This is a genomic window from Hamadaea sp. (genome assembly GCF_013362815.1).
GTDB lineage: Bacteria > Actinomycetota > Actinomycetes > Mycobacteriales > Micromonosporaceae > Hamadaea.
The window spans coordinates 11,620-34,989 of sequence record NZ_JABFVK010000002.1 but is presented as its reverse complement, the minus strand read 5'-3'; the positions used below and the strand labels follow the sequence as shown (position 1 = coordinate 34,989).

At 69.2% G+C, this 23,370-nt stretch carries 22 protein-coding genes and 1 pseudogene; 13 read left to right on the top strand and 10 right to left on the bottom strand.

From position 1 onward, the window contains the following. Positions 1–278 precede the first annotated feature (278 nt). The 9 genes from rpmH to HOV77_RS01230 all read left to right on the top strand — a co-directional run bounded on the left by rpmH (position 279) and on the right by HOV77_RS01230 (position 7,107). The gene (gene rpmH, locus HOV77_RS01270; protein ID WP_020522716.1) at positions 279–416 is read left to right on the top strand and encodes a 50S ribosomal protein L34; all 138 of its coding nucleotides are present in this window, start codon (positions 279–281) and stop codon (positions 414–416) included. A 20-nt stretch (positions 417–436) separates the two neighbouring features. Further along, complete coding sequence (rnpA, locus tag HOV77_RS01265) at positions 437–829, top strand: ribonuclease P protein component (protein ID WP_290856271.1); 393 nt, start codon at positions 437–439, stop codon at positions 827–829. Positions 830–873: 44 nt separating this feature from the next. Continuing rightward, on the top strand, positions 874–1,116 hold the full coding sequence (gene yidD, locus HOV77_RS01260; RefSeq protein ID WP_290856329.1) for a membrane protein insertion efficiency factor YidD: 243 nt from the start codon (positions 874–876) through the stop codon (positions 1,114–1,116). After that, on the top strand, positions 1,116–2,012 hold the full coding sequence (gene yidC, locus HOV77_RS01255; RefSeq protein ID WP_290856269.1) for a membrane protein insertase YidC: 897 nt from the start codon (positions 1,116–1,118) through the stop codon (positions 2,010–2,012). The genes yidD and yidC overlap by 1 nt, the downstream gene beginning before the upstream one ends. 90 nt (positions 2,013–2,102) lie before the next feature. Continuing rightward, on the top strand, positions 2,103–2,603 hold the full coding sequence (locus tag HOV77_RS01250) for a R3H domain-containing nucleic acid-binding protein (protein WP_290856326.1): 501 nt from the start codon (positions 2,103–2,105) through the stop codon (positions 2,601–2,603). Positions 2,604–2,623: 20 nt separating this feature from the next. Next, positions 2,624–3,346 (top strand): 16S rRNA (guanine(527)-N(7))-methyltransferase RsmG, encoded by a 723-nt coding sequence (gene rsmG, locus HOV77_RS01245; protein ID WP_290856265.1) that lies wholly within the window; start codon positions 2,624–2,626, stop codon positions 3,344–3,346. 393 nt (positions 3,347–3,739) lie between these two features. Continuing rightward, positions 3,740–4,882: an AAA family ATPase gene (locus HOV77_RS01240; protein ID WP_290856263.1), complete on the top strand. Its 1,143-nt coding sequence runs from the start codon at positions 3,740–3,742 to the stop codon at positions 4,880–4,882. Next, entirely contained in the window at positions 4,879–5,883 is a 1,005-nt protein-coding gene (locus HOV77_RS01235) for a ParB/RepB/Spo0J family partition protein (protein WP_290856260.1), read from the top strand. The genes HOV77_RS01240 and HOV77_RS01235 overlap by 4 nt, the downstream gene beginning before the upstream one ends. Before the next feature lie 1,098 nt (positions 5,884–6,981). Beyond that, a complete protein-coding gene (locus HOV77_RS01230) occupies positions 6,982–7,107 on the top strand; it encodes a hypothetical protein (RefSeq protein WP_290856258.1) in 126 nt (41 codons plus the stop codon). A 396-nt stretch (positions 7,108–7,503) separates the two neighbouring features. Here the strand turns inward: HOV77_RS01230 and HOV77_RS01225 are convergent, their stop codons facing one another. After that, complete coding sequence (locus tag HOV77_RS01225) at positions 7,504–9,252, bottom strand: hypothetical protein (RefSeq protein ID WP_290856256.1); 1,749 nt, start codon at positions 9,250–9,252, stop codon at positions 7,504–7,506. Positions 9,253–9,946: 694 nt separating this feature from the next. Between HOV77_RS01225 and HOV77_RS01220 the strand changes: the two are divergent. Then, a pseudogene (locus HOV77_RS01220) lies at positions 9,947–10,534 on the top strand (hypothetical protein); the annotation flags it as partial. 769 nt (positions 10,535–11,303) lie between these two features. Here HOV77_RS01220 and HOV77_RS01215 read toward each other — a convergent pair. Then, entirely contained in the window at positions 11,304–12,053 is a 750-nt protein-coding gene (locus HOV77_RS01215) for an SDR family oxidoreductase (protein ID WP_290856254.1), read from the bottom strand. Positions 12,054–12,154: 101 nt separating this feature from the next. Between HOV77_RS01215 and HOV77_RS01210 the strand changes: the two genes are divergently transcribed. Together HOV77_RS01210 and HOV77_RS01205 are read left to right on the top strand one after the other, a co-directional pair. Beyond that, positions 12,155–12,988, top strand: coding sequence for a helix-turn-helix transcriptional regulator (locus HOV77_RS01210; protein WP_290856252.1), 834 nt, complete (start codon positions 12,155–12,157; stop codon positions 12,986–12,988). A gap of 13 nt (positions 12,989–13,001) precedes the next feature. After that, positions 13,002–14,189 carry an MFS transporter gene (locus tag HOV77_RS01205; protein WP_290856250.1) on the top strand — a complete coding sequence of 396 codons (1,188 nt, stop codon included), beginning with the start codon at positions 13,002–13,004 and terminating at the stop codon, positions 14,187–14,189. Here the strand turns inward: HOV77_RS01205 and HOV77_RS01200 are convergent. Then, positions 14,186–15,142 (bottom strand): D-alanine--D-alanine ligase, encoded by a 957-nt coding sequence (locus HOV77_RS01200; protein ID WP_290856247.1) that lies wholly within the window; start codon positions 15,140–15,142, stop codon positions 14,186–14,188. The genes HOV77_RS01205 and HOV77_RS01200 overlap by 4 nt on opposite strands. An 8-nt stretch (positions 15,143–15,150) precedes the next feature. Further along, a complete protein-coding gene (locus tag HOV77_RS01195) occupies positions 15,151–16,488 on the bottom strand; it encodes a PLP-dependent aminotransferase family protein (RefSeq protein ID WP_290856245.1) in 1,338 nt (445 codons plus the stop codon). A gap of 224 nt (positions 16,489–16,712) precedes the next feature. On the opposite strand from HOV77_RS01195, the gene HOV77_RS01190 reads away from it, so the two are divergent. Further along, complete coding sequence (locus tag HOV77_RS01190; RefSeq protein ID WP_290856243.1) at positions 16,713–17,378, top strand: GNAT family N-acetyltransferase; 666 nt, start codon at positions 16,713–16,715, stop codon at positions 17,376–17,378. On the opposite strand, the gene HOV77_RS01185 is transcribed toward HOV77_RS01190, so the two are convergent. The 6 genes from HOV77_RS01185 to HOV77_RS01160 form a co-directional block, all read right to left on the bottom strand. Continuing rightward, a complete protein-coding gene (locus tag HOV77_RS01185; RefSeq protein ID WP_290856240.1) occupies positions 17,367–18,518 on the bottom strand; it encodes an N-acetylmuramoyl-L-alanine amidase in 1,152 nt (383 codons plus the stop codon). The genes HOV77_RS01190 and HOV77_RS01185 overlap by 12 nt on opposite strands. Before the next feature lie 205 nt (positions 18,519–18,723). Continuing rightward, positions 18,724–19,044 carry a thioredoxin gene (trxA, locus tag HOV77_RS01180; protein ID WP_290856238.1) on the bottom strand — a complete coding sequence of 107 codons (321 nt, stop codon included), beginning with the start codon at positions 19,042–19,044 and terminating at the stop codon, positions 18,724–18,726. Between the two features lie 27 nt (positions 19,045–19,071). Then, on the bottom strand, positions 19,072–20,001 hold the full coding sequence (trxB, locus tag HOV77_RS01175; RefSeq protein ID WP_290856235.1) for a thioredoxin-disulfide reductase: 930 nt from the start codon (positions 19,999–20,001) through the stop codon (positions 19,072–19,074). A gap of 103 nt (positions 20,002–20,104) precedes the next feature. Further along, entirely contained in the window at positions 20,105–20,998 is an 894-nt protein-coding gene (locus HOV77_RS01170) for a hypothetical protein (protein WP_290856233.1), read from the bottom strand. Beyond that, positions 20,995–21,630, bottom strand: coding sequence for an RNA polymerase sigma factor SigM (gene sigM / locus HOV77_RS01165; protein WP_290856231.1), 636 nt, complete (start codon positions 21,628–21,630; stop codon positions 20,995–20,997). Before sigM ends, HOV77_RS01170 begins: the two co-directional genes overlap by 4 nt. After that, on the bottom strand, positions 21,630–23,180 hold the full coding sequence (locus HOV77_RS01160) for a protein kinase family protein (protein WP_290856229.1): 1,551 nt from the start codon (positions 23,178–23,180) through the stop codon (positions 21,630–21,632). Before HOV77_RS01160 ends, sigM begins: the two co-directional genes overlap by 1 nt. Positions 23,181–23,370 lie beyond the last annotated feature (190 nt).

The following is a 23,370-nucleotide window of genomic DNA, read 5'->3' as shown; positions in this document are numbered from 1 at the left end:
GCATCGAGCTAAGTTATCCACAACCCCCGCGCCGCGTGGCCCCGGGGCAGCCTCGTGGCACTGACTGCAGTTCGCGTACCGGGCCCCCACCCGGGTCCCAGCAGGATAACGAGGCAGCGACCACAAGACCACCGTGCTTTGGCCGCAGATCGACGCAGCGTGTACCCTGGACAGGTTGCTCCGCTGCTTAGCGCTCCTGACAAGGATGCTAGGGTGGCGGCCGAAGAGACCTCCCCCGCCGCCGTCCAGGGGCGGGGATGACCGCAGGAGAGCCTGACGTGAGCAAGCGCACGTACCAGCCGAACAACCGTCGGCGCGCCAAGACCCACGGCTTCCGGCTGCGCATGCGCACCCGGGCCGGCCGTGCCGTCCTGTCCGCCCGCCGGGGCAAGGGTCGCGCCCGCCTGGCCGTCTGAGCCGAGCGGGGCGGTGCCGCATGCTGCCGGCCGCGAATCGACTGCGGAGCAGCCGCGAATTCGCTGACGCCGTCCGTACCGGCCGACGCGTCGGCCGTGGCACCGTGGTTGTCCACTTGAAGATCAGCATTGACCAGCCCGGGACCGTAGAGGCCCCGGGCTGTGTCATGTCCGCTCCCCGTGCCGGTTTTGTGGTATCGAAGGCCGTCGGCGGCGCGGTTGTCCGGAACAAGGTCAAGCGCCGACTCCGTCACCTTGTGGCGTCTCGGCTCTCTGCGTACCCGATGGGCACGACTTTGGTAGTGCGCGCGTTGCCGGCGGCGGCCCGCGCACCGTTCGACCAGCTGAGCACGGACCTGGACGCCGCGCTCGCGGCCGCCGCCCGACCACGCCGGCCGAGGGAGGGCTCGTGAAGACCCTGCCTGGGGTGGCGCGACCTGCGACACTCCCCAGTCGCGTGCTGGCGCTGGGAGTTATCGCGTACCGTCGTTGGATAAGTCCGGGCCTGCCGGCCCGCTGCCGGTTCTATCCGTCCTGCAGTGCTTACGCATTGGAGGCGCTGAGCGTCCATGGCGCGCTGCGTGGGAGCTGGCTCGCGATCCGGCGGATCGGGCGGTGTCACCCCTTCCACCCTGGTGGGTTCGATCCGGTTCCGCCGGCCGCCCACCGTCGTAACGAGGCGACTGGAGCGCAACCCTAATGCTTGATCCGATCTACTACGCGGTGTCGTGGGTCATGCTCGCCTGGCACTGGGTCTTCGATGAGATCGGCGTCGGCGAATGGCTGTCGACCAACTGGGACTGGGTCCTCTCGATCGTCTTCCTGGTGCTCACCGTCCGAGGCATCCTCTTCCCCCTCTTCGTCAAGCAGATCCGCTCGCAGCGGGCGATGCAGGCGATCCAGCCCAAGATGAAGGCGCTGCAGGAGAAGCACAAGGGTGACCGGGAGACGCTCCAGAAAGAGATGATGGAGCTCTACCGCACCGAGAAGGCGAACCCGCTGATGGGCTGCCTTCCGCTGCTGATCCAGATGCCCATCTTCCTCGGCGTCTTCCACGTCATCCGGCGGCTCGACGGTGGTGCGCACAACCCCACGCTCTACGGGTGGACCGACGCGCAGTTCCACAGCGCGACCGACGCCGAGCTCTTCGGAGTCTCGATCGGAGCCACTCTCCGCAACGGTGGCCTGGCGACCGTCCTGTGCGTGATCTTCGGCATCATCATGATCGCGACCACCTACCTCACCAGCCGCCAGATGATCCTGAAGACCGGCTGGAGCGAGGACCCGCAGCAGCGGATGGTTCAGAAGCTGATGCTCTACGGCATCCCACTGACCATGATCATCTCGGTGTCGGCCTTCCCCCTCGGCCTGATCCTGTACTGGACGACGACCAACATCTTCTCGCTGGGCCAGCAGTTCTGGGTGCTGAAGAAGTACCCGCCGCTGGTGAACGGCAAGCCGGTCGAGCCGAAGCCCAAGGCGAAGAAGGGCGACGACCTCGATCTGATCGAGGCGCAGCGCAAGGCGCTGGCGCCCAAGGTCGGAGCGAAGCCGACGAACCCGAAGAAGGGCGGCTCGAAGCCGAAGGTCGGCTGACCCGCCCCCTAAGCCATCGCAACAACCAACGGAGACAGCAGCGTGACCGAGACGAAGACCGAGGCGTTGGCCGCCGAAGATCAGGCGGACGTGGCGGCGACCGAGGCGGAGCAGAGTTCGGAACCGGCCGGCGACGAGGAGCTCTTCCGCCAGAGCGAGATCGCGGCTGACTATGTCGAGGGTCTGCTGGACATCCTCGACTTCGACGGCGACATCGACGAGCTGGTCTCGGGCGGACGCCCGATGGTCGAGGTGGTCGGTGAGCGCCTGGGCGCGCTCGTCGGGCCGCGTGGCGCGACCCTCGAGGCCCTGCAGGAGCTGACTCGGCTCGCGATCTACCGCGAGACCGGCTCGCCGAGTCGGCTGCTGCTCGACGTCGGCGGCTACCGGGCGAACCGCAAGAAGGAGCTCGTCGCGGTCGCCAAGAACGCGATCGAGAAGGTCCGCGAGCACGGCGAGCCGGTGCGTCTGGACCCCATGTCGGCGTTCGAGCGCAAGTGCGTCCACGACGTAGTCAACGCGGCGGAGGGCGTCGAGAGCGAGTCCGAGGGCGTCGAGCCGAACCGCCGGATCGTCGTCCACCCGGTGTGACGACCGCGATAATGGATCACATGACCCATGACCCCGCCGCGCCGGACGCTCCGGCCGGCGGGGTTCCTGCTTCCCTGGAAAGCGCGGCCACGCGCTTGTTCGGGTCCCGGCTCGACCTCGCCGCCCGCTACGCGCATCTCCTTGCCACCGAGGGTGTGGTACGCGGACTGATCGGTCCGCGCGAAGCACCTCGGATCTGGGATCGGCACCTGCTCAACTGTGCGGTGGTGGCCGAGTTGATTTCCTCCGGGGAAACGGTGGTTGATGTCGGCTCCGGAGCCGGTCTGCCGGGTATCGTGCTCGCAGTGGCTCGGTCCGACATTTCGGTCACCCTTATCGAGCCGCTGGCGCGACGCACCGCTTTCCTCACCGAGGTGGTGGAGGCTCTCGACCTCGGCAACGTGACCGTCCATCGAGGACGGGCTGAAGAGGCGGCCGGCGCGGAGGCGGATGTGGTGACGGCCCGTGCGGTCGCACCGCTCGATCGCCTGGCCGCGTGGTGCTTGCCGCTGGCCCGGATCGGTGGCCGGATGCTGGCGCTTAAGGGCTCCTCCGCGGCAGAGGAGATCGCCGAGCATCAGGCGGCGGTCACTCGTCTCGGCGGTGGCCCCGCCGTGGTCCTTCGCTGCGGCGAAGGGCTTCTCGAGCCCCCGACCACCGTGGTCGAGGTGGAGTGCGTCGGGCGGACGAAGTCGAAGCCGTCTCGGAAGGCGGCTCGCTCGGGGACGCGGTCGCGGCGGTGATCTGACCCCGGGCGTGAAGCGCGATGGGGGTCGAAAGTGGGGGTACGCGGGGGTCGGCGCCCGACGAGTCTGGCCGACGTCGAACGTCTTTCACGTCCGGCCCTCGCGCGCCCGCCTCGGTCTCAGGGTGTGGGATGGCCCACAGGCGCCGCACCCCGGGTTGCCGGTCGCCTGCTGCTGGTAAAGGGATTGGCGGTGTTCACCCCGCCGGTTCGTCCCGTTGCCGATGCCCGACCGGTGGACTCAACTGGAATCACAAGCGCGAGCGCCGTAGGCTGGCCGCGCGTCGTTTGTGTGGACCCCCATGTGGCGCGGGTCAACGACGCGGTCGAGCCGTCATCCACCAGGGGCAGGGATGTGACCGTGCAGAACGATGTTTCACGTGAAACATCGGTGCCGCAGCCGCGGACACCGACCTTTCTAGCACCCGAGTACGCCGAGCCAGTGCCGCCGGCGGCCGTGAGTGCGGAGGCTGAACCGCCGCGAACCGTCACCGGTTACGCCCCCGCTCCCCCGAATCCGCCCGGCACCCGGCCGAGCCCGTCCCCCCGTCCTGTCAGCGCGGTCCCCGGCGCGACCGCATCCAACGCTGCGCATGTCGAAACCGAGGTCCCCGTGGCGAACACTTACGGTGCAGAGGAAGTCGCGGCCGCCGAGCCGCGGGAGGACGACCCGCCGCTGGCGATGGAGGCTATGCGAGCCGTGCAGATTCTGAACCCGAGCGGTGAGATCACCATGCCTCGTCCGGCTCGGCCCCGCGTGATGTGCGTGGCGAACCAGAAGGGGGGCGTCGGCAAGACTACGACGACCGTGAACCTGGCGGTTGCGCTCGCCCTCCACGGCAACCGCGTACTGGTCGTCGACCTCGACCCACAGGGCAACGCCTCCACCGGTCTGAATGTGCCGCACCACGCCGGGATCCCGGACGTCTACGACTGCTTGATCGAGAACGTGCCGCTGGCCGACGTGGCGCAGCCGGTCGAGGGCATCCCGAACCTGCACTGCGTACCGGCGACGATCGACCTGGCCGGTGCGGAGATCGAACTCGTCTCGGTGGTGGCGCGGGAGTCTCGCCTCGGGCGGGCCATCCAGGCGTACCCGAACGAATTCGACTACGTCTTCATCGACTGCCCGCCCTCGCTCGGCCTGCTGACGGTCAACGCGCTCGTGGCGGCGCAGGAGGTGCTGATCCCGATCCAGTGTGAGTACTACGCGCTCGAGGGTCTGAACCAGCTCCTCAACAACATCAACCTCGTGAAGGCTCACCTGAACCCGACGCTGGACGTGTCGACGATCCTGCTGACCATGTACGACCGCCGCACTCGGCTGGCCGACGCGGTGGAGCAGGACGTGCGCAACCACTTCGGGGACAAGGTGCTCACCTCGGTGATCCCCCGGAACGTACGGGTGTCCGAGGCGCCCAGCTACGGCCAGTCCGTCATGACGTACGACCCGGGCTCCCGAGGGGCGACGAGCTACTTCGAGGCAGCCCAGGAGATCGCCGAACGCGGCGCGAAGATCGGAGTCACCGCATGAGTGCCGCTGCACGGCCGAAGGGCGGGCTGGGGCGTGGCCTCGGCGCGCTGATCCCGACCGGGCCGGCGCCGGCCCCTGTCGCCGAGGAGCCGGCTGCCGCCGCGCCCCGGCAGAGCACGCCGGCTGCCGACGCCGCACCACCCGCTCCCCCAGTGGCGGCGCCCGATTCTCGTGAGCTGGCTCCTGTCCCGGGCGCTCGGTTCGCCGAGATCTCGGTGGATTCGATCGTCCCCAACCCGAAGCAGCCCCGGACGGTCTTCGACGAGGAGGCGCTGGAGGAGCTGAAGATCTCCATCCAGGAGGTCGGCTTCCTGCAGCCGATCGTCGTACGCGACCTCGGTGCGGACAAGTACGAACTCGTCATGGGCGAGCGCCGTTGGCGGGCCGCCCAGGCCGTCGGCAAGGACCTCATCCCGGCGATCATCCGCGACACCCGAGACGACGACATGCTCCGGGATGCCCTCCTGGAGAACATCCATCGGGCGCAGCTGAATCCGCTCGAAGAGGCTGCGGCGTACCAGCAGTTGCTGGAGGAGTTCGGGGCGACGCACGAGGAACTCGCCCGCCGGATCGGACGGAGCCGCCCGCAGATCTCGAACACGATCCGTCTGCTGAACCTGCCCGCGCAGGTTCAGCGGCGAGTTGCGGCGGGAGTACTGAGTGCCGGGCACGCCCGCGCGCTGCTGGGTCTCGACGATTCCGCGAAACAGGAAGAGCTCGCAACCCGAATCGTCGCGGAGGGGCTTTCCGTTCGTGCGGTCGAGGAACTGGTGACGCTCGCGATCTCCGACGGTACGCCCGCCGAGAAGGCCGCCCCGAGCCGGCGAGCCAAGCCGCATGCCCCGGCCCTGAGTGATCTGGCCGACCGCCTCTCCAACCGGTTCGACACCCGGGTGAAGGTGGACATCGGCCGGTCCAAGGGGAAGATCACCATCGAGTTCGCGACGGTGGACGACCTGGAGCGCATCGTTGGCATCATCGGCGTGGATCGCCAGGAGTAGCCACCCTGCTCGGTTTGACGGCCCGGTCGCTCCCGCGATCGGGCCGTTCTCGTTGTGGATCTTCTTGTTTCACGTGAAACAGCGCCTTCGAGGGGCGTCGGTTGTTTCGGCTTGGGGCTGGGCTCCCTCACTCGGGCTCGACCTCGCATGCCGGATTCCGCATTCTCGGTTCGACCTTTCGAGCATGGCTGCTTGGGCTTCGGCTTGGTGTTTCTGGGCTCGGTCCGCTTGAGCTCGGTCCGCTCGGGCTCGGTCCGCTCGGGCTCGGTTCGCTCGGCTGTTTGGCTTCGGGGTCGGTGAGGTGTCGCCCCATCGCTCTGCTGTCGGGCCGACTGGCGCTGCCGCTCCTCCATCGGGTTGCCCATCGTGGTGCCGACCAGTACCGGTCGCTTCAGATCGCCGGGCTGGCCCCTGTTGGAATCTGCCCTGAAGCGCGTTGTGGGTCGGCGTGGGGGTGCTCCCCCGCCGTAGCCGTGGTGGCACGTCGCCGTCGCCATCCTCTGGGTCCGCCCCCGCTGCTTCAGTGCGGCTCGCGGTAGGCCTCTAGGCGGCAGCGCGCTCGTCATGGGCGCGAGGTAGTTCGTAGCTGCGAGGCCAGGCTCGGCAGGCCGTCGAGATCGGTGGCGGTCGGCGGCGGATACTTTGAGCACCCGAACATCTGCAGCATCCCGCCGCGCGGCGGTTCGTTCGATGCCGCGCTTCGGTGCCATTCGGTTGGTGCTGTTCGGTCGGTGCCGTTCGGATGGCGCGCGAGCCAACAGGGGCCAGGCGGATCGCGCCTCGCGTACTCCGCACTAGAGCTTCGGCGCGGCGGGGCCGCACTTCGATGGGCGCACCAGTTCGAGGCGCCGATCGGATGTTGGGCGGATCGCAGTAACTGCCACCGAGGACGGGCGAACGTCGACCTAGCCACGGTCGGAGTTGGCCGCGGCCGCAAGTAGTTGGCACTGCGCGGCGCTCTGCTGTTCTACGGTGCGGCTCAGTTCTCCCGTGCCGAATCCCCGTCCTCGGCAGTGCCGTGCTCCCTGCGGACTGACTTGCACTGTGGAGATCCAGCCCTTTGCGGTTCCGTTGAGGGCTGTCCCTCCAGCCAGCTCGGTGGTCGAATCGTGGTCGCCGGCGTACGCCGGGCGAGTTGCCGCTAATGCCATGGCCGCTCACCGCCAGGACTACGGCGGCCGCTCCCCCGAGTTCCATGCCGGCGACGTCGACAACCACGGCTGATCGCTCCCGCCGACGAACCGAACCGTCGTGCGAGGGGTCGAACGGGGAGAGACTCGCCTGTGAGGCCGCAAGATTCCCGTGCGTTCCCGCGCCCGCTGTGAGTGAGTCGCGGCGGTCGACAAGGTGACGCTATTCCGTGCGGCTGGGCACCGCGATGCACGGTGCCCGTCACTCCGCTGGCGGGCCGGGTCGGTCCGCGGGTCCTGTTCTAACCGCGTCACTCTTCATCCGCAGCCGTGCTACTCGCGGCAGCCTTGTTCGGGATTCCGTGCGACCGACCTGACCTTCAGGCCTCTGCACCTTCGAGTACTGACTCTGGTGGTGCGCAGCCACGAGGCAGCGCTGAGGCAAGTGGATCTCCGTGTTTCACGTGAAACATGACCGGTGGCCGTCGTTTCACAGCGGCGGATCGGGATCTCTTCGGTAGAAGTGGCCGTCGGGGCTCTCCCAGACGAAATGGCCCGGCTGGGGCTGGTGCAATCGGTAGCCGCCCTCGTGCTTCAGCCGATGGTGATGCCGACACAGCAGGCCCAGGTTCTCCTCCGACGTTGGGCCGCCCAGCGCGTAGTCGACCGTGTGGTCCGTGTCGCAAGTCCGGGCTGGATTCGTGCATCCGGGCGCCCGGCAGGTGTCGTCGCGGGCGGCTATCCACCGCCGCGTTGCGGCGTCGGGGAAGCGGGCCTCGGCATGGTTCGCGGGCGGCGGGCACGGGTCGAGCGGGCGGAGGCGCAGTACGCCGGGCGCCACAGGTTCTCCGCGGCACGCTGCAACACGCGGCGAACGGCGAGTGCTTCGCCCGTGTGTGCGCCGATCGGTGTCGCGGAACGCGGGATCTGGCGGTTCGTCGTGCGCCGGTTTCGGTGCATCGCCAAGAGCAGGATCCGAAGGCTCGCCGGGCACCGGCTTCGGTGGTCTGTCATGCGTCGGATCTGATGCGCTGTCGGGCGCGGGCGACTGGTCTACCGCCGAAGTCTCGGACGGAGACGTGCGATCGTCGGCTACCTCTGCCGTGGCTTCGTCGGGCTGGTGACTCATCGGTTCTGCGATGAATTCCGTCGGCGAGAAGAGTGGCGGCTGCTCGGCGGCGGTCGGCGAGAGGTCATCGTCCGGCGCGGTCGGGCGAGCGCGGGTGGTGCCGGCGTACAGGAGTTGGCCGTCGCTGTCGTAGACCCGGTAACGCCATCGGCTGGCGAGCGACTCCCCCAACTTCTGCCCACGCGCAACGGCCCGTGCGTCGGCTCTGCGTTGCGTGGCCTCTTGGTCGGCCTGCCGTGCTGCGACCTGACGCGCGATGTCGGCGATCACGGGCCCGTATCCCGCGAGGTGCGCCGGAGCGTCGGACTGTCGAATCAAGGTTTCCAGCGGAACGAGCAGTTCGACGACTCCGGCCCGAGCGATGGCGGTCGCACCGCAATCCACTCCGGCGAGGAGATCACAGAACACGTCGGCGCGCAGCTGGTCGAGCGTACGGGTGTCACCGTCACGCTTCAGGCCGCGGGCAAGGGCGTCGACGCGCTCGAAGGCGGTGACAGCTTTAGCTGAGGGTAGGAAGATGCCGGACAGGCAAGCCGTGGTGTCGTCGTTCGGCGAGAGGCATACTCGACGCTCCGACACCGAGCGTTCGTAGCGCTCCCGGGCGGCATCGGGATCCGCCGTGAGCAACTCCTTCTGCAACCGTGCGCGGAGTTGGCCCGCCGTCATGTCGCCGGCGGACGGCAAGACGCGGGTGGCCACGTCGCGGGCGACTTCGTCGGAGGCCACGATGAGCACATCGGAGAAGACACGGGCCCGCGCCAGGCACAGCTCGCCCCGATCAAGCGCGACCCACACCATCGGCAGTCGGGTGAGAAGATCCTGAGCGAGAGCGACTTGGTTCTGTGCACCGCGCCGAGTCAGATGCAAAGCGAAGGCGACCTCATCGGAGTCGAACCCCACCCCGGTAGATCTGGCGGCTACGGCGGCCATCCCCTGTAGCAGCCGGGCTTGGGCGTGAGCGGTCTGCCGAGCCAGCGCGGCGAGCATGTCGACATGCTCGCCGCGGCCGAGCTCCTCGGGGTCGATGGGTTCGAGCGCGGCCGCGAGCTCAGCCCCGGTCGGCAGCGTGGCCAGCCCGGAGACCACCGAAGTGCGGCGCGACTCGAACACATGTTTGATCCTAGGCCTTCGCCAACCCGATCACCAGGCCTGTGGAACAAGCAGGGATTACCTGTGGATGAACGACTGCCTCGGATGCCCTGGACCTGGGAAATCCCCAGGGTTGGGTGAAGTTATCCACAAGATTGATGGAGTTATCCTCAGGCACTGTTTCACGTGAAACGGCGCGTGAATCGCGCTCACGGTTACCCTCCGAAGCCGATCGTGAGCGCGGAAAACCTGTGTTGACGGGCCATTTCTCGGGACGCCGTGCGGTACGCCCATCGCCGACTGTCGGTCGCGTGACGCAGGGTGCGTCGCGTTCTCCACAGAGTTATCCACAGGGCGGCGTGCGTACCGGTGGATAACTCTGTGGATTGTGGACGACCGGGGCTGGTTTCACGTGAAACCGGGTCGTCGGGAGGGTGAGGGCACTCCCGAAGGGGAGACAGCCGATGACCCGCTCCGATAGTGTTCCCTCGTGGCTGAAACACCCCTCCCCCTCCCTGCCTTCACCTCCTGGGACACGTTCCCGTTCGAAGGCGATCTGAAGGTCAAGGCGCTGGATGCGCCGGTCGACGTCGAGCCCGCCCGCAAGGGTGAGGAGATCGCCGACTGCAAGGCTTGCCAGTCCGGCGACGACTCGTACATCTGGGTGAACGAGCGCTGGCGGGTTCGCTCGATGGACCGCCCCACCGGACTGCCGATGATCCTGATCCTCGAGCCGCGATCGCATCTGGACATCGGTGATCTGCCCAACCTGCTCGCCGCCGAACTGGGCGTGATGACGGTACGCGTAGAGCGAGCGATCAGGTCACTCGACGACGTGGCAAGGGTGCACGTGAACCGCTGGGGAGACGGCGCCGCGCACCTGCATCTGTGGTTCATGGCGCGGCCGAAGGGCCAGCTGCAACTGAGGGGATCGTTCCTCCCGATGTGGGACGACATTCTGCCGCCGGTCGAAGAGCGCAAGTGGCGGGAGGACCTCGCGCTCGTCGCCGCCTGGCTCGCCGACTTCGGCGGTACGGCACACGCCCAGCCGCCGCGGATCGAATGGCAGGCGCCGTCGAGCTTCGTCGAGGGCCTCGGGGCGTTGTCCATCGATCCGGCGCAGCCGGCTGACGAAGCTGTCGTCATCCCGCCCGCAGCCACAAGTGCTCCCGAGACTCCGGCGGTGCCCGCAACCGGCGGCGCGGCGGTCGGCGGCTCGACGATCAGTAGTTCGGCGATGGGTGTTGCGGCGACCACCGCCAGCGAGGCAGCTGCCGATGACGGAACGGGGCAAGCTGCGTCTACCGGCGAGCGAGTCGAGCTACCGACCGCGACGTCGGAGAGCACCTCGCACGCGAGCGCATCGGAGGTGAGCGCGCCGCAGCCGAGCGCAGGACAGAGGGAGAGCCAACCGACTGATCAGCCGGCAGTAAGCCAGCCGCCGGTGGGCCAGCAGCCAGCCGAGCACCCGCAGACGGGCGTACAGGCGGGCGAGTACACAGGCCCGAGGACTCCCGGCAGTCAGACGGAAGTCCGGCCAACCGGTGCAGCGGTGGGAGTGGCGTCAGTCCCCCGCCCCAACCAGATCCCCGGTCAGGCGCTTCCCAGCCAAGCCCCCGCACCTGCGGACCCGGCCCCTGTGGTCCCCAGCCAGCCGGTTCCCGGCCAGGCGATACCCGGCCAGGCAATACCCGGCCAGGCAATACCCGGACAGGCAGTCTAGAGACGGGCAGTCTAGAGGCGGGCAGTACCCGCCTTGCAGTCCAGAGAAGGCCGACGAGCGCGCCGGGACAGCGCAAGCGCGCCGGAACGGGCAAATACCCGGGACAAGGCAAGCGATCAGCAAGAGCGGGCGACCCGACCGAATAGCAGGCAAGCTCAAGACCACCGAACAAGCGAACGGCGGCCGGTTTCACGTGAAACCAGCCGCCGTTCGTCAGTCAGGGCCCACCGTTTCACGTGAAACGTGAGCGTGGACAGCCGGGCAAGCGGGGATAGCGGGACAGCCATGCCAGCGGGACAGCGAAGCCACCGGGACACCAAACCCAGCGGGACGGGAGAAAGAAGGCCCACTACCAGGGCAGCGGCCCAGCCTCGTTGAAGAACTGAGCCGTCGGCCCGTCCGCCCCGATCTGGGCGAGGCGTACGGCCACACGGGCTCCCTCCTCCGGCGTCTTGAAGCCGGACATCCCGTTGAGGTCGGTCGCGGTGTAGCCGGGGCATACCGAGTTCACCTTGATGGGAGTGTCCCAGAGCTCTTTGGCGTACTGGGCGGTGATCATGTTGACCGCCGTCTTGGAGACCGGGTATCCCAGGCTTACGAGCGACCAGTACGGGCTGGACTGATCCAGCGTCAGGGCGAACGAGCCGACCTCGCTTGCCACATTGACGATGCGCCCGGCGGGCGCGCGGCGGATCAGGGGCAGCATCGCGTTGGTGACGGAGATGAGACCGAAGACGTTCACCTCGAAAACGGCCCGGATCGAGTCGAGCGATTGGCCGCTCGGGGCCCAGGCGGCGGGGTCGAGTGCTCGGTCGTCGCCGTCGGGGCGGGCGATGCCGGCGTTGTTGACGAGGACGTCGAGGTGGGCGTACGCGTGCTCGATGTGCTTGGCGGCGGCGGCCACCGAGGCTGGATCGGTCACGTCCAGCTGAACCAGGTGCGCGTCGAAACCGGCGGAGGTCAACGAGTCCACAGCGGACGCGCCACGAGCACCGTCTCGTGCGCCGACCAGGACGGTGTATCCGGCCGCGCCGAGTCCTCGGGCGATCTCGTAGCCGATTCCCTTGTTGGCACCGGTGATGAGGGCGATCGAAGTCATGAGATCCACTTTCGTCGGCGAGCATGCGGACGGGGAGGCCCGGCCGATGGTGGTATCGGCGGTACCTGGTTCGCCCGGGCTGAACGAGAGAAGCTGGAGGCATGAACCGTGCGGAGCTCGCCGAGTACCTGAGGGCCAGAAGGGCGCGGCTGCGGCCGATCGACGTGGGTCTACCGGACAACGGCCGCCGGCGTACGCCGGGACTGCGGCGTCAGGAGGTGGCCCAGCTCGCCGGGATGTCGGTCGAGTACTACACGCGTCTCGAGCAGGCCCGGGGTCCCCGGCCGTCCCGGCAGATCCTGAACGCCTTGGGCCGGGCGCTGATGCTGAGCATCGACGAGCGGGCGTACCTGTTCCACCTGGCCGGTGAGACGGTCTCCCCCGCCAGCCGGCCCGGCGACGACGTCCCGCGCGGCATTCTCAACCTGATCGGCGCGATGACGGACCAGCCCGCGTACGTGATCGACGCCAAGTACGACATCCTCGCTTGGAACGAACTGGCGACGGAGTTCATCGGCGACCTCAGCGCGCCCGGGGTGGAGCGGAACATGCTGCGCTGGATCTTCCGGGCGCCGCATCTCGCGGAGTACCTCTGCGACCTCGACCATTCGGTCTTCGTCCGGTCCGCCGTCGCCGATCTGCGGGCCGCCTCGGCGCGCTACCCCGACGACGCGAGCATCAACGGTCTGGTCGACGAGCTGCTGCGGACCAGCCCGGAGTTCGGCGAGCTATGGGCCAACCATGAAGTCCAAGTACGCCGGGGCATGCGCAAAAGCTTCGAGCACCCCGTGGTCGGCACCGTCGACTTCCATTGCGAGGTGCTGCTGATCCCCGATCGGGATCAACGGCTCATCGTCTACACGACCGAGCCGGGTTCGCCGTCGTGGCGGGCCATGCGGGAGCTGCGGGAGCGGCAAACCAAGATCGTGAATTGAGTACGCTGGCCGGGTGGGCGCGCGAAGCAGGGTTCTGATCGGCTCGCTCGCCGTCACGTCACTGGTGGGCTACGGCTGCCTCTTCTACGCGTACTCGGTGCTGTTGACGCCGATGTCACGCGACCTCGATGCCAGCCCGACCAGGGTGACCTTCGCCATGACCTTGTGCACCCTGGCGTCGGCGGGTACCGCGGTGCTGGCGGGGCGATGGATCGATCGGCGGGGCGGGCGCGGGCTGATGACCGCGGGGTCGATCGGCGCGACCCTGCTGCTCGCGGCAGCGTCCCAAGTGGACGATCTCATGACGCTCTATCTCGTCTGGGCTGGAGTGGGCGTGACCTGGGCATTGGTCCTCTACGAACCGGCCTTCGCGGTGATCGTTCCGCGACTGCCGGCCGAGCGGCGGGCGTTGGCGCTGCTCACGGTGACTGTCGTCGGCGGCTTCGCGAGCACGATCTTCCTGCCGCTGACCGGCGCGCTGGTGGACAATCTGGGCTGGCGCGCGACGCTGCTCTGGCTGGCCGCGATCCTCGGCGCGACCACGATCCCCCTCCACTTTGTCGCGGTGCCGAAGGGTCCGGCGACAAGTCGCACCCACGCGCACGCGAGCCGGGCGGTGATCGCGCAGACCATGCGGCGGCCGCGTTTCTGGCTCTACGCCGTGGCGTTCACCGCGAACAGCGCCGTCGTCACCACGTTGGGCATCCAGCTCGTCAGCATTCTGCGCGACCTCGGCCACTCCACGACGGTCGCCGCGGGCATCGCCGGGCTCATCGGCCTGCTTTCGGTGACCGGCCGCATCGCGATCACCGCGTTGCAGCGCTGGATGCAGCCGGTCGGCGTCGTGTGCGGGCTCTTCGGCGTACAGGCGTGCGCGCTCGCGCTGCTGCCGTTCGTCGGCCGCGACACGATGGGCGCGGTGCTCTGTGTGGTCACGGTCGGTCTCGGGTTCGGCGTTGCGACGGTCACCCGGCCCGCGCTGGTCGCCCAGCACTTCGGCACCACCCATTTCGGCACGGTCGCGGGCATGCTCAACACCTCCGGCGCGATCGGCGCGACCACCGTCCCGCTCGCGTTCGCGGCGCTCCGGGGCGCGGCCGGATCGGTGGTGCCAGTCGAGGTCTGCGCGTCACTCTTCGCGCTGGCCGGCCTTCTTCTCTTCACGAGTACGCGGACAGCAGCGACCGCCGTAGGTGACTAACGGAGCGCAGCGCGCTGCACGAGCGTTGCGAGCACCTGGCCGAAGTCCAGGCCGGCGGCCTGAACCGCCATCGGCAGGAGCGACGTCTCGGTCATCCCGGGCGCGACGTTCACCTCGAGAACAGTGCACTCGCCGTCCGGGGCGACGATGAGGTCGACCCGGGAGAGGTCGCGGAGCCCGAGTGCCTGGTGGGCGGCGAGCGCCGCCTTGGCGACCTGCTCGGCGACCTCCGGACTGAGCCGGGCCGGGGTGTGCCACGTCGTGACGCCCGCCGTGTACCGGGCAGCGTAGTCGTAGACGCCGCTGTTCGGCACGATCTCGACTGCCGGGAGCGCCAGCGGCCCCTCCCCCAGATCGATGACCGAGACGGCCACGTCCACCCCGGCGACATAGCGCTCCACCAGGGCGGTCTGGTCGTACGCGAAGCAGCCCACCATCGCGGCGGGCAGGGCGTCCGCCGTACGCACGACGGAGGCGCCGAGGCCGGAACCGCCCTGCGCGGGCTTCACCATGAGCGGCAGGCCGAGGCGATCCACGATCCGCTCCAGCACCGCTACCGCGCCGAGCTCGGAGAAGCGCTCGTGCGGCAACGCGACCCACTCCGGAGTCGGGATGCCGGCCTCCGAGAGCACTGCTTTCGCCGAGGGCTTGTCCCAGGCCAGCCGGGCCGCCCGAGCATCACAGCCGACGTAAGGCACCCCGCAGAGATCCAGTACGCCACGCAGCGAGCCGTCCTCGCCGATCCCGCCGTGCAGGGCGATGACGACCGCGTCCGGCGGGTCCTCCCGCAGCAGCGGCAGCAACGCGACGTCGGGGTCGTGGAGCTCGGCCTCGACGCCGACCGCCTTGAGCGCGTCGATGACCCGCTGGCCTGAGCGCAGCGAGACGTCCCGTTCGTAGGACAGTCCCCCGGCGAGGACGAGGACCCGGTCGACTTGGGCGGAGCGCGGCATGGACTCGATCATGCCAGGCCGGGGTTGTCGGCCCCCGGCCAACTGCTGCCCGGCGTCGCACCGCCGCCCAGCCCGCTGGTCGAGCCGAAGACGGCCCGCATCGCCATCTCCTGCTCGATGACCCCGGCGAGACGGCGTACGCCCTCACGGATGCGCTCAGCGGGCGGGAAGGAGAAGTTCAGCCGCAGGTGCCGCTGGCCGGTGCCGTCGGCGTAGAACCCCGTTCCGGGCACGTACGCCACGCGGGCGGCGATCGAGCGTGGGACCATCGCCTTCGCGTCCATGCCTTCGGGCAACGTCGCCCACACGAACAGCCCGCCGTCCGGCCGGGTCCAGGTCATCCCGGCCGGCATCAGGTCGGCCAGCGACTCCAGCAACGCGTCCCGGCGCTCCGAGTAGAGCTGGGCGAACGTCTTGATCTGCTCTCGCCAGGGCATCGTCGCGAGATAGGTGCTCACGGCGTACTGCGAGAAGTGCGGTGGGCAGAGGATCTGCGCCTCGGTCGCGATCACGAGCTTGTCGCGTACCGCATGGGGAGCCAGAATCCAGCCGACCCGCAGCCCGGCCGCGATGGTCTTGGAGAACGTGGAGAGGTAGAAGACCCCTTCGCGGCGGCGGGCCCGCAGTGGGCGCGGGGCCTGACCGCCGAAGCTGAGCTTGCCGTACGGGTCGTCCTCGATGACCAACAGCCCAGCGCGCTCGCAGATGTCCAGGACCTGCTCGCGGCGCTCCTCGGTGAGGGTGACGCCGGCCGGGTTCTGGTAGGTCGGGATCGTGTAGAGGAACTTCGCCCGGCGACCGGCCGCGGTGGTGGCCTTGATGGCCTCTTCGAGCGCGGCGGGGATCAGGCCGTCGTCGTCCATGGCCACGTGCACCACGCGCGCCTGGGCCGCCTGGAACGCGCCGAGCGCGCCCACGTAGGTCGGCCCCTCGGCCAGCACGACGTCGCCGGGGTCGAGGAAGAGCCGGGCGACCAGGTCGAGTGCCTGCTGCCCGCCGATGGTGACGACGACGTCGTCCGGTGACGCGCCCATGGCGGCGTCGATCCCGCTGTCGGCCATCACCTCGCAGATCTGTTCCCGCAGCTCGGGCACGCCCTGACCGATGCCGTACTGAAGCGCCTGCGCGCCCTGGTTCGCGATCAAGTCGCGCAGCATCTCGCCGATGGCGTCCAGCGGGAGGGCTGAGGTGTACGGGGCGCCTCCGGCGAGGGAGACGACTTCGGGACGGTTGGCGACGGCGAAGAGAGCTCGGATCTCGCTGGCGGTCATCCCGGCGACGCGCTGGGCGTACACCCCGGTGTAGTCGTCCAGCGTCGTTCCGCTGCTGTCACCCCAGCCGCTCATGCCAGCCTCGCCTCCTAGCGCCCCTGGCGAGGCGCGCATACAAGCTTCGATAGTAACGGCGCGTGGGGGCCTCGGTAGCGGCCACTTCGGGGAAGCTGGCTCTTCGTCCCGGTAGATGGACGCGAACGGCGGATCGCGCCCGGATCTGCTCGCCTTTGGTCATTACAGCGCGTATTTTCGAGAGGTCGGCATATTCCAGCATCACTACCCAGAGCGGGCACGCCATGTCGCGACGCGTGGTCAATCTGACCCTGGACACCCTGGAAGACCTGCCCCGCAACTGCCGGGGCTGCGTCTATTGGGAGCTGGACCCGGTCTCGGCCGAGCGGGCCTGCGCCAACGGCGACCCGGGGCTGGAGAAGGAGGCCTGGGTCTCCCAGACACTGCTGGAATGGGGCTCCTGCGGCAAGATCGTCTATGTCGACGGCATGCCGGCTGGTTTCGTCATGTACGCCCCGCCGGCGAACGTCCCGCGTAGCCACGCCTTCCCGACCTCACCGGTCTCCCCCGACGCGGTGCTGTTCATGGCGGCCAACGTGGTCGCGCCCTTCGCCGGAGGCGGTCTGGGCCGCATGCTCGTCCAGGCGATGGCGCGTGACCTGGTCAAGCGTGGGATCAAGGCGATCGAGGCGTTCGGCGACGCCAAGTTCGGCGAGCTCGATGCCGAGTCGGGCCAGGTGGGCTGCGTGACCCCGGCCGACTTCTTCACCGCCGTCGGCTTCAAGACCGTACGGCCGCATCCGCGCTTCCCCCGGCTCCGCATGGAGCTGAGAACAGCGCTCTCGTGGAAGTCCGACGTCGAGTACGCCCTGGAGAAGCTGCTGGGCTCGATGAGCCCGGAGGGACTGCTCCGCCCCGTACGCCCGGCGACCCGGTCGCTATCGAGCTAGCTCGGCCCGCAGCGCACTGACGTCGATCGAGCCCGTGAGCACGTCCGCGTCGACGGGGTAGTACATCCGCTGAACCGCCGCCACGATCGCCTCCACGACCCGGTCCCGGAACCGGGGATCCGTCAGCCGCTCGCGGTCCGACGGTGAGGTCAGGTAGCCGATGTCCACGCGTACGGCGGGCATCCGGGTCAGTTTGAGGACGTCCCAGCTCTTGGCGTGCACCTGGCAGTTGCGCAGGCCGGTCCGGGCCACGATCTCGCGCAGGACCAGCCCGGCCAGGCGCTCCCCCATCGTCGAGGTGACGCCGTTGTCGGTGCCGTAGTGGAAGGCGGCCACTCCGTCGGCCTCGGGGTTCGCGTGGCCGTCGAGGTGCAGCGAGATGAGCAGATCCGCGCCGAGGTCGTTGGCCAGCTGAGCGCGCTGGAGACTGGAGACCTCCGCAGGCGGGTTGGGCCCGCGCGTCAGGTGGACCCGCATGCCGCAGGCGGCCAGCCGGCCCTCCAGCCGGGCGGCGAGGTCGTACGCGAGATCGGCCTCGGACCAGCGCAGCGGTCCCTCCGGAACCACTACTCCGGGGTCCTCGGCGCTGCCGTGCCCGGGGTCGATGACGATCTGCCGTCCGACCAGCACCGGCCCGTACGCCCGGAAGACCTGCTCCTCCCGGAGACGCAGCGGAGCGCCTCCGGTCACCTTCCGGCCGAGCCGGCGCAGCGCGTGCAGCGTCTGCGGGCCACAAGCGCCGTCCGGCGTCAGGCCGACCTCCCGCTGGAACTGCGCCACCGCCCGGGCGGTACGCGGACCGTAGACCCCGTCGGCCCGGCCGACGTCGTAGCCCATCTCCAGCAGACGTTCCTGCAGTTGGCGTACGTCGTCGCCGGTCAGCGCGTCGGGCACGGCGTGGTAGAGCGTGCGCGCGCCCAGATGCCACTGCGCGGCGAGCAACGCCCGCCACGTCTCGTCGCCGACCTCGCCGTCGACGGACAGCCCTCGGCTCTGCTGGAAGGCCCGGACCCCGCGTTCCATCTCCTCGGTGAAGAAGGACGCGTCGTCACCTTTGTCGTCGGTCAGGTTCAGGCCCACGAGGATGCCGCGGATCTCGAGCACCGCCGCTCCCCGGTCGCCCCGCCGGATCGGACGCACAGACCACCTCCTGCCGAAACCCTTCCCCGGACCATCCCCCGCCTCGCCACCGACCTAACCAGGGGTACGGTGTCCGGCTTGGCCGGATGTGCGAGGAGAAGGCCCACGGGAGCGTACCGTGCGCATCGCCGAAATCGTCACACGAAACGGCTTCGGCCCCACCGGCGAGCGCCGACGGGGCCGAAGAACGACTGCGATGCGGGGATTACAGGGCCGACTCGATGAGCCGGACCAACTCGCCCTTGGGCTTCGCACCGGCCACCGACTGCACCGGCTGGCCGCCCTTGAAGACGGTCAGCGTCGGCACCGACATGACCCGGTACGCCCGGGTGGTCTCCGGGTTCTCGTCGATGTTGACCTTCACGATGCGTACCCGGTCGCCCATCTCGTTGGCGATCTCCTCCAGCACCGGCGACACCTTGCGGCACGGCTGGCACCATTCGGCCCAGAAGTCCACCAGAACCGGCGTGTCCGACTGGAGCACGTCGCTGACGAAAGTGTCGTCGGTGACGACCTTGGCACCCATGGGGGTCTCCTTTGCGGTTGCTGCTGATCAGTGGTGGTGGGCCAGCCAGCGCTCGGCGTCGAGCGCGGCGGCGCAGCCGGAGCCGGCCGCGGTGATGGCCTGGCGGTAGGTGTGGTCTACCAGGTCGCCGGCGGCGAAGACGCCGGGCAGGTTCGTGTAGGTCGAGCGGCCCTGGGTCACGACGTAGCCGTCGTCGTCCAAGTCCACCTGGCCCCGGAACAGCTCGCTGCGCGGGTCGTGGCCGATCGCCACGAAGACGCCGGTCACGTCGAGCTTGCGCTGCTCACCGGTGACGGTGTCGTGCAGCGTGATGCCGGTGACCTTGCCGTCGGAGCCGAAGATCTCGTCGATCGCGGAGTTCCAGGCGACCTTGATCTTCGGATTCGCCAGCGCCCGCTCCGCCATGATCTTGCTGGCGCGGAACTCGTCGCGACGGTGGACGATCGTCACGGTCTCGGCGAACTTGGTCAGGAAGGTCGCCTCCTCCATCGCGGAGTCGCCGCCGCCCACGACCACGATGTGGTGGCCGCGGAAGAAGAAGCCGTCGCAGGTCGCGCAGGACGAGACACCGTGGCCGAGGAACTCCTGCTCCCCCGGTACGCCGAGCGGCCGCCAGGCGGAGCCGGTGGACAGGATGACCGCGCGACCGGCGTACTCGGTCTCGCCGACCCACACCTTCTTGACCTCGCCGCTCAGGTCGACCCGGGTGGCGTTGTCGGTGAGGAACTCGGCGCCGAAACGCTCGGCCTGCTTACGCATCTGGTCCATCAGCTCGGGACCCATGACCGCGTCCGGGAAGCCGGGGAAGTTCTCGACCTCGGTGGTGGTCATGAGCGCGCCGCCGGACTCGAAACCCTCGATCACGAGCGGGTTCAGGTTCGCCCGCGCGGCATAGATCGCCGCCGTGTATCCGGCGGGACCGGATCCGATGATGATCAAGTTCCTGACGTCGCTCACAGTTGCTCCTCGGGCATCTGCCATGGGGACGGACCGCGTCACCGACCCTAGAAACGCCATCGTACGGATGCGGAATTCCCGGACCGCGCAGGCGTGCGCGAGGTCACCCGACGCGCTTGCTCAGCACGAGGTCGGCGTCGGCTCCGGTGCCGCAGTCCGGCCCGGCCACCGCCACCCAGCGGGCGTCGTCGACGGTACGCGTCACGACGATCAGCGCGGGCGAGCCGGCGTACCGGGCGTAGTCGACGCCGACCACGTCGCCCGGCAGGCCGGTCTGCCTGAGCAGGTAGAGGCAACGGCTCAGGGTCGGCTCGTCGAGCAGGCGGGACAACGCGTCGGGCACCGGTGAGGCGAACGAGGAGAAGGGCGCGGGCGCGCTGGCCGCCTTCTCCGAGTTTCCCCCGCTAGTGGTCGGCTGACGGCTGGCGAGAGTGTTCGCGTTGCCGAAGTCGGTGGCGAGCACGAGCGTCGTGGCTGAGTAATCGCGACCGGTGGCGAACCGGGCCGCGGCCAAGCCGGCCGCGTCGGGCGCTGACGCGGTCAGGCCGGTGCCAGCGGTGTCGCTCCCCGAATCGGTCAACGGGCGCAACGCCGAGATGCCGATCCCCAGCGCCGCCAGGACGGCGAGGCCGACCAGCACTGGCGCCCAGATGCGACGCCGTCTGCTCGCGCGCCCGGCGGGACGATTGTCGGCCGGGCGGTTGTCGATCGGCCGGACCGGGGCATCCGGATCGGGCGCGCCGATCGGGGGCTCGGCCAGCAGCGCGGCTTCCAGCCGGCCCCACACGTCCTCCGGCATCGCTTCCGGCACGGCACCCAGGTCCTGGAGCCGACCCTGGACGTCGTCGGTGGCGGCGACCAGTTCGGCGTGCGCCGCGGCCCAGGCGATGTCGGTGCGGATACGCTCGCCGACCTCGGCGGCCTCCGGCGTACCGTCCAGCGCCCCGCCGACGTAATCGGCGAGCAGATCGAGGTCGGACTGGTTGATGAGGCTCATGCCGACCGACCTCCCGCCTGATCTAGCCCTGCCCGTGATATGCCTGAGACGTCGTCGTGACCTGGTGGGTTCCCGCCGTTGCGTAGGTCACTCAGCATCGTCGCGAGCCGGGCTCTCCCGCGTGAGCAGCGACTCTTCACCGTACCTTCGGCGACGCCCAAGATCGTGGCGACTTCCGCGACGGGATACCCCTGCACGTCGACCAGGATCAGGGCGGCGCGCTGCTCCTCCGGGAGCTGGGCCAGCGCTTGGCGTACGACGAGATGCATGTCGTGGTCGATCGCCGGGGAGGCGGGCTCCGGCCGGCGGCGGCCCTCGTCTTCCATCGACTCACCGGGCAACGGGACGGTCGGCCGCGCTTGGCGACGGCGTACCCGGTCGAGGCAGGAGTTCACGACGATGCGGTGCAGCCAGGTCGTCACCGCCGCTTCGCCACGATACCCACCCGCCGACCGGTACGCCTTGAGCAGGGCGTCCTGCAGCGCGTCGGCGGCTTCCTCCCGGTCGTGCAGCGTACGCAGAGCGACCGCCCACAGCCGGTCGCGGTGCCGCCGGACGAGTTCGGCGAAGGCCTCCCGATCTCCGGCGACGTGCGCGGCCAGCAGATCGGAGTCCGACAGCGGCAGCTGCATCACTTCACCCGGACCGTGATCTCCTGAATGCCGATCTGGTACCGGTTGGCGCCGTCCTCGGAGTCCCTGGGGATGCCGCTGATCCAGAGCACCAGGTACCGCACCTGGGCGGCGTCCTCGGTGCTGAAGATCATGTTGGTCCCGTTGAACTCCTCGAGCGCACCGCCGATCTGGGCGAACGAGGTCAGCGAGCCCTGGTTGGGCGGGGTGGTGCCGCCGAGCACCTTCACCGAGGCGCCGTTGTCGGACAGGACCACGGTGACGTCCGCGACGGCCTTGGCCTCGCCGAGGTCGATGACCAGCCCCATGCCGGGCTTGATCCCGCCCGGGCCGAAGTTCTGGTTGTAGTGGTCGGTCTTCCAGCCGGTGCTGTTCTTGCCGTCGACCGCGTTCGCCAGGCCGTCGGTCTCATCCTTGCCGCCGTACGGGTCGAACAGGGCGACCTGCGAACCGGAAAGGGTGAAGACGACCGGATCCACCACTGGGGTGGCGGCGGACGACGGGCGGTTGCTCGCGGTCGGTCCCCCACCGTTTGGCTCGTCCTTGCTGGTCAGGGCCTTGGCGCTGATCGTCAGACCGACGACGGCGAGGACGACCGCGGCCGCGACGCCATAGAGGAGCTTGCGAGGGGCCTGACGAGGCGGCTCCGGCAGCGAGTCGCTGAACCGCAGGGTGCCGTACGCACGCTCCTCGGGACCGACGTCGAGCCGGCCGAGTTCGGCAGCCAGCACGTCGGAGCTGGGCAACGTCACCTTCGGGTCGAGCAGGTCGTAGACGAGGTCGTCGACATGCGTGGCAATCCCCGCCCGCACCTGCCGCGGGGCAGCCAGTACGCCGTATTCGTCGCGGACGGCGTCGGGCAGCGCGGTCGGCCCGGCCTCCTTCTGCGGCCACTGCTCGGTCAGCGCGTAGTAGAGCAGCCCGCCGATGGCGCGGACGTCGCCGTCGTTGGTGGCCGCACCCGCCCGGGCGTCGGTCAGCACCACCCGGCCGTCGTCGGCCAGGAGCACCGTGCCGGGGTGGACGTTGCCGTGGGCCATGCCGCTGGCGTGCAGCGCCGACACCGCGTCGGCCACGGCATGGCACATGCTGATCGCGCGATCCGAATCCAGGGCGCCGTCGCCTTCGACCAGCTGTCGCAGTGAGGAGCCCTCGATCCACTCCCGGACGACGTACGCCCGATCGACCTCGTCGATGGCGTCGTAGACCCCGATGAGGTTCGGATGCACCACGCGGCTCGCCGTCACGGCAGCGGCCAGCATCTCCTGGGCGGCGTCGCCGCCCGGCGACCGCAGCACGACCGCGATGGGGCGCAGGAGCATGATGTCCACGCCGCGCCAGACCTGCCGGCCCGCGGCGTCGTCGTTGATGTGCTCCTCGAGGCGGTAGCGCTCGGCCAGGACCTCACCGATCTCGGCGGGTCGCCCGACTACGGGCGGACTGTCGGAATCCGCATCCGCGTCCGCACTGAGCTCGGCTTCCGCAGGCGGCTGGTCGGCTGGGCGGCGTTCCCGCTCCGCCACCGGCTGACCTTCGTCGACCTGGGTCACCCCGTCCTCCCTCGGTGCTGGGCCATCTGCGGACTGGCGGTCTCGCTCATCTCGTAGCCTAAGCGCTCTGAGCGCACACTGGGTGCGACCTTACCGGTCTGAAACAAACTCGCGACACCTCGCTGTCCTCGCGCGGGTACGTCATGCGGAAGATGTCGTATTTGGACATGCAAAGCCCCTAGATCCGGAA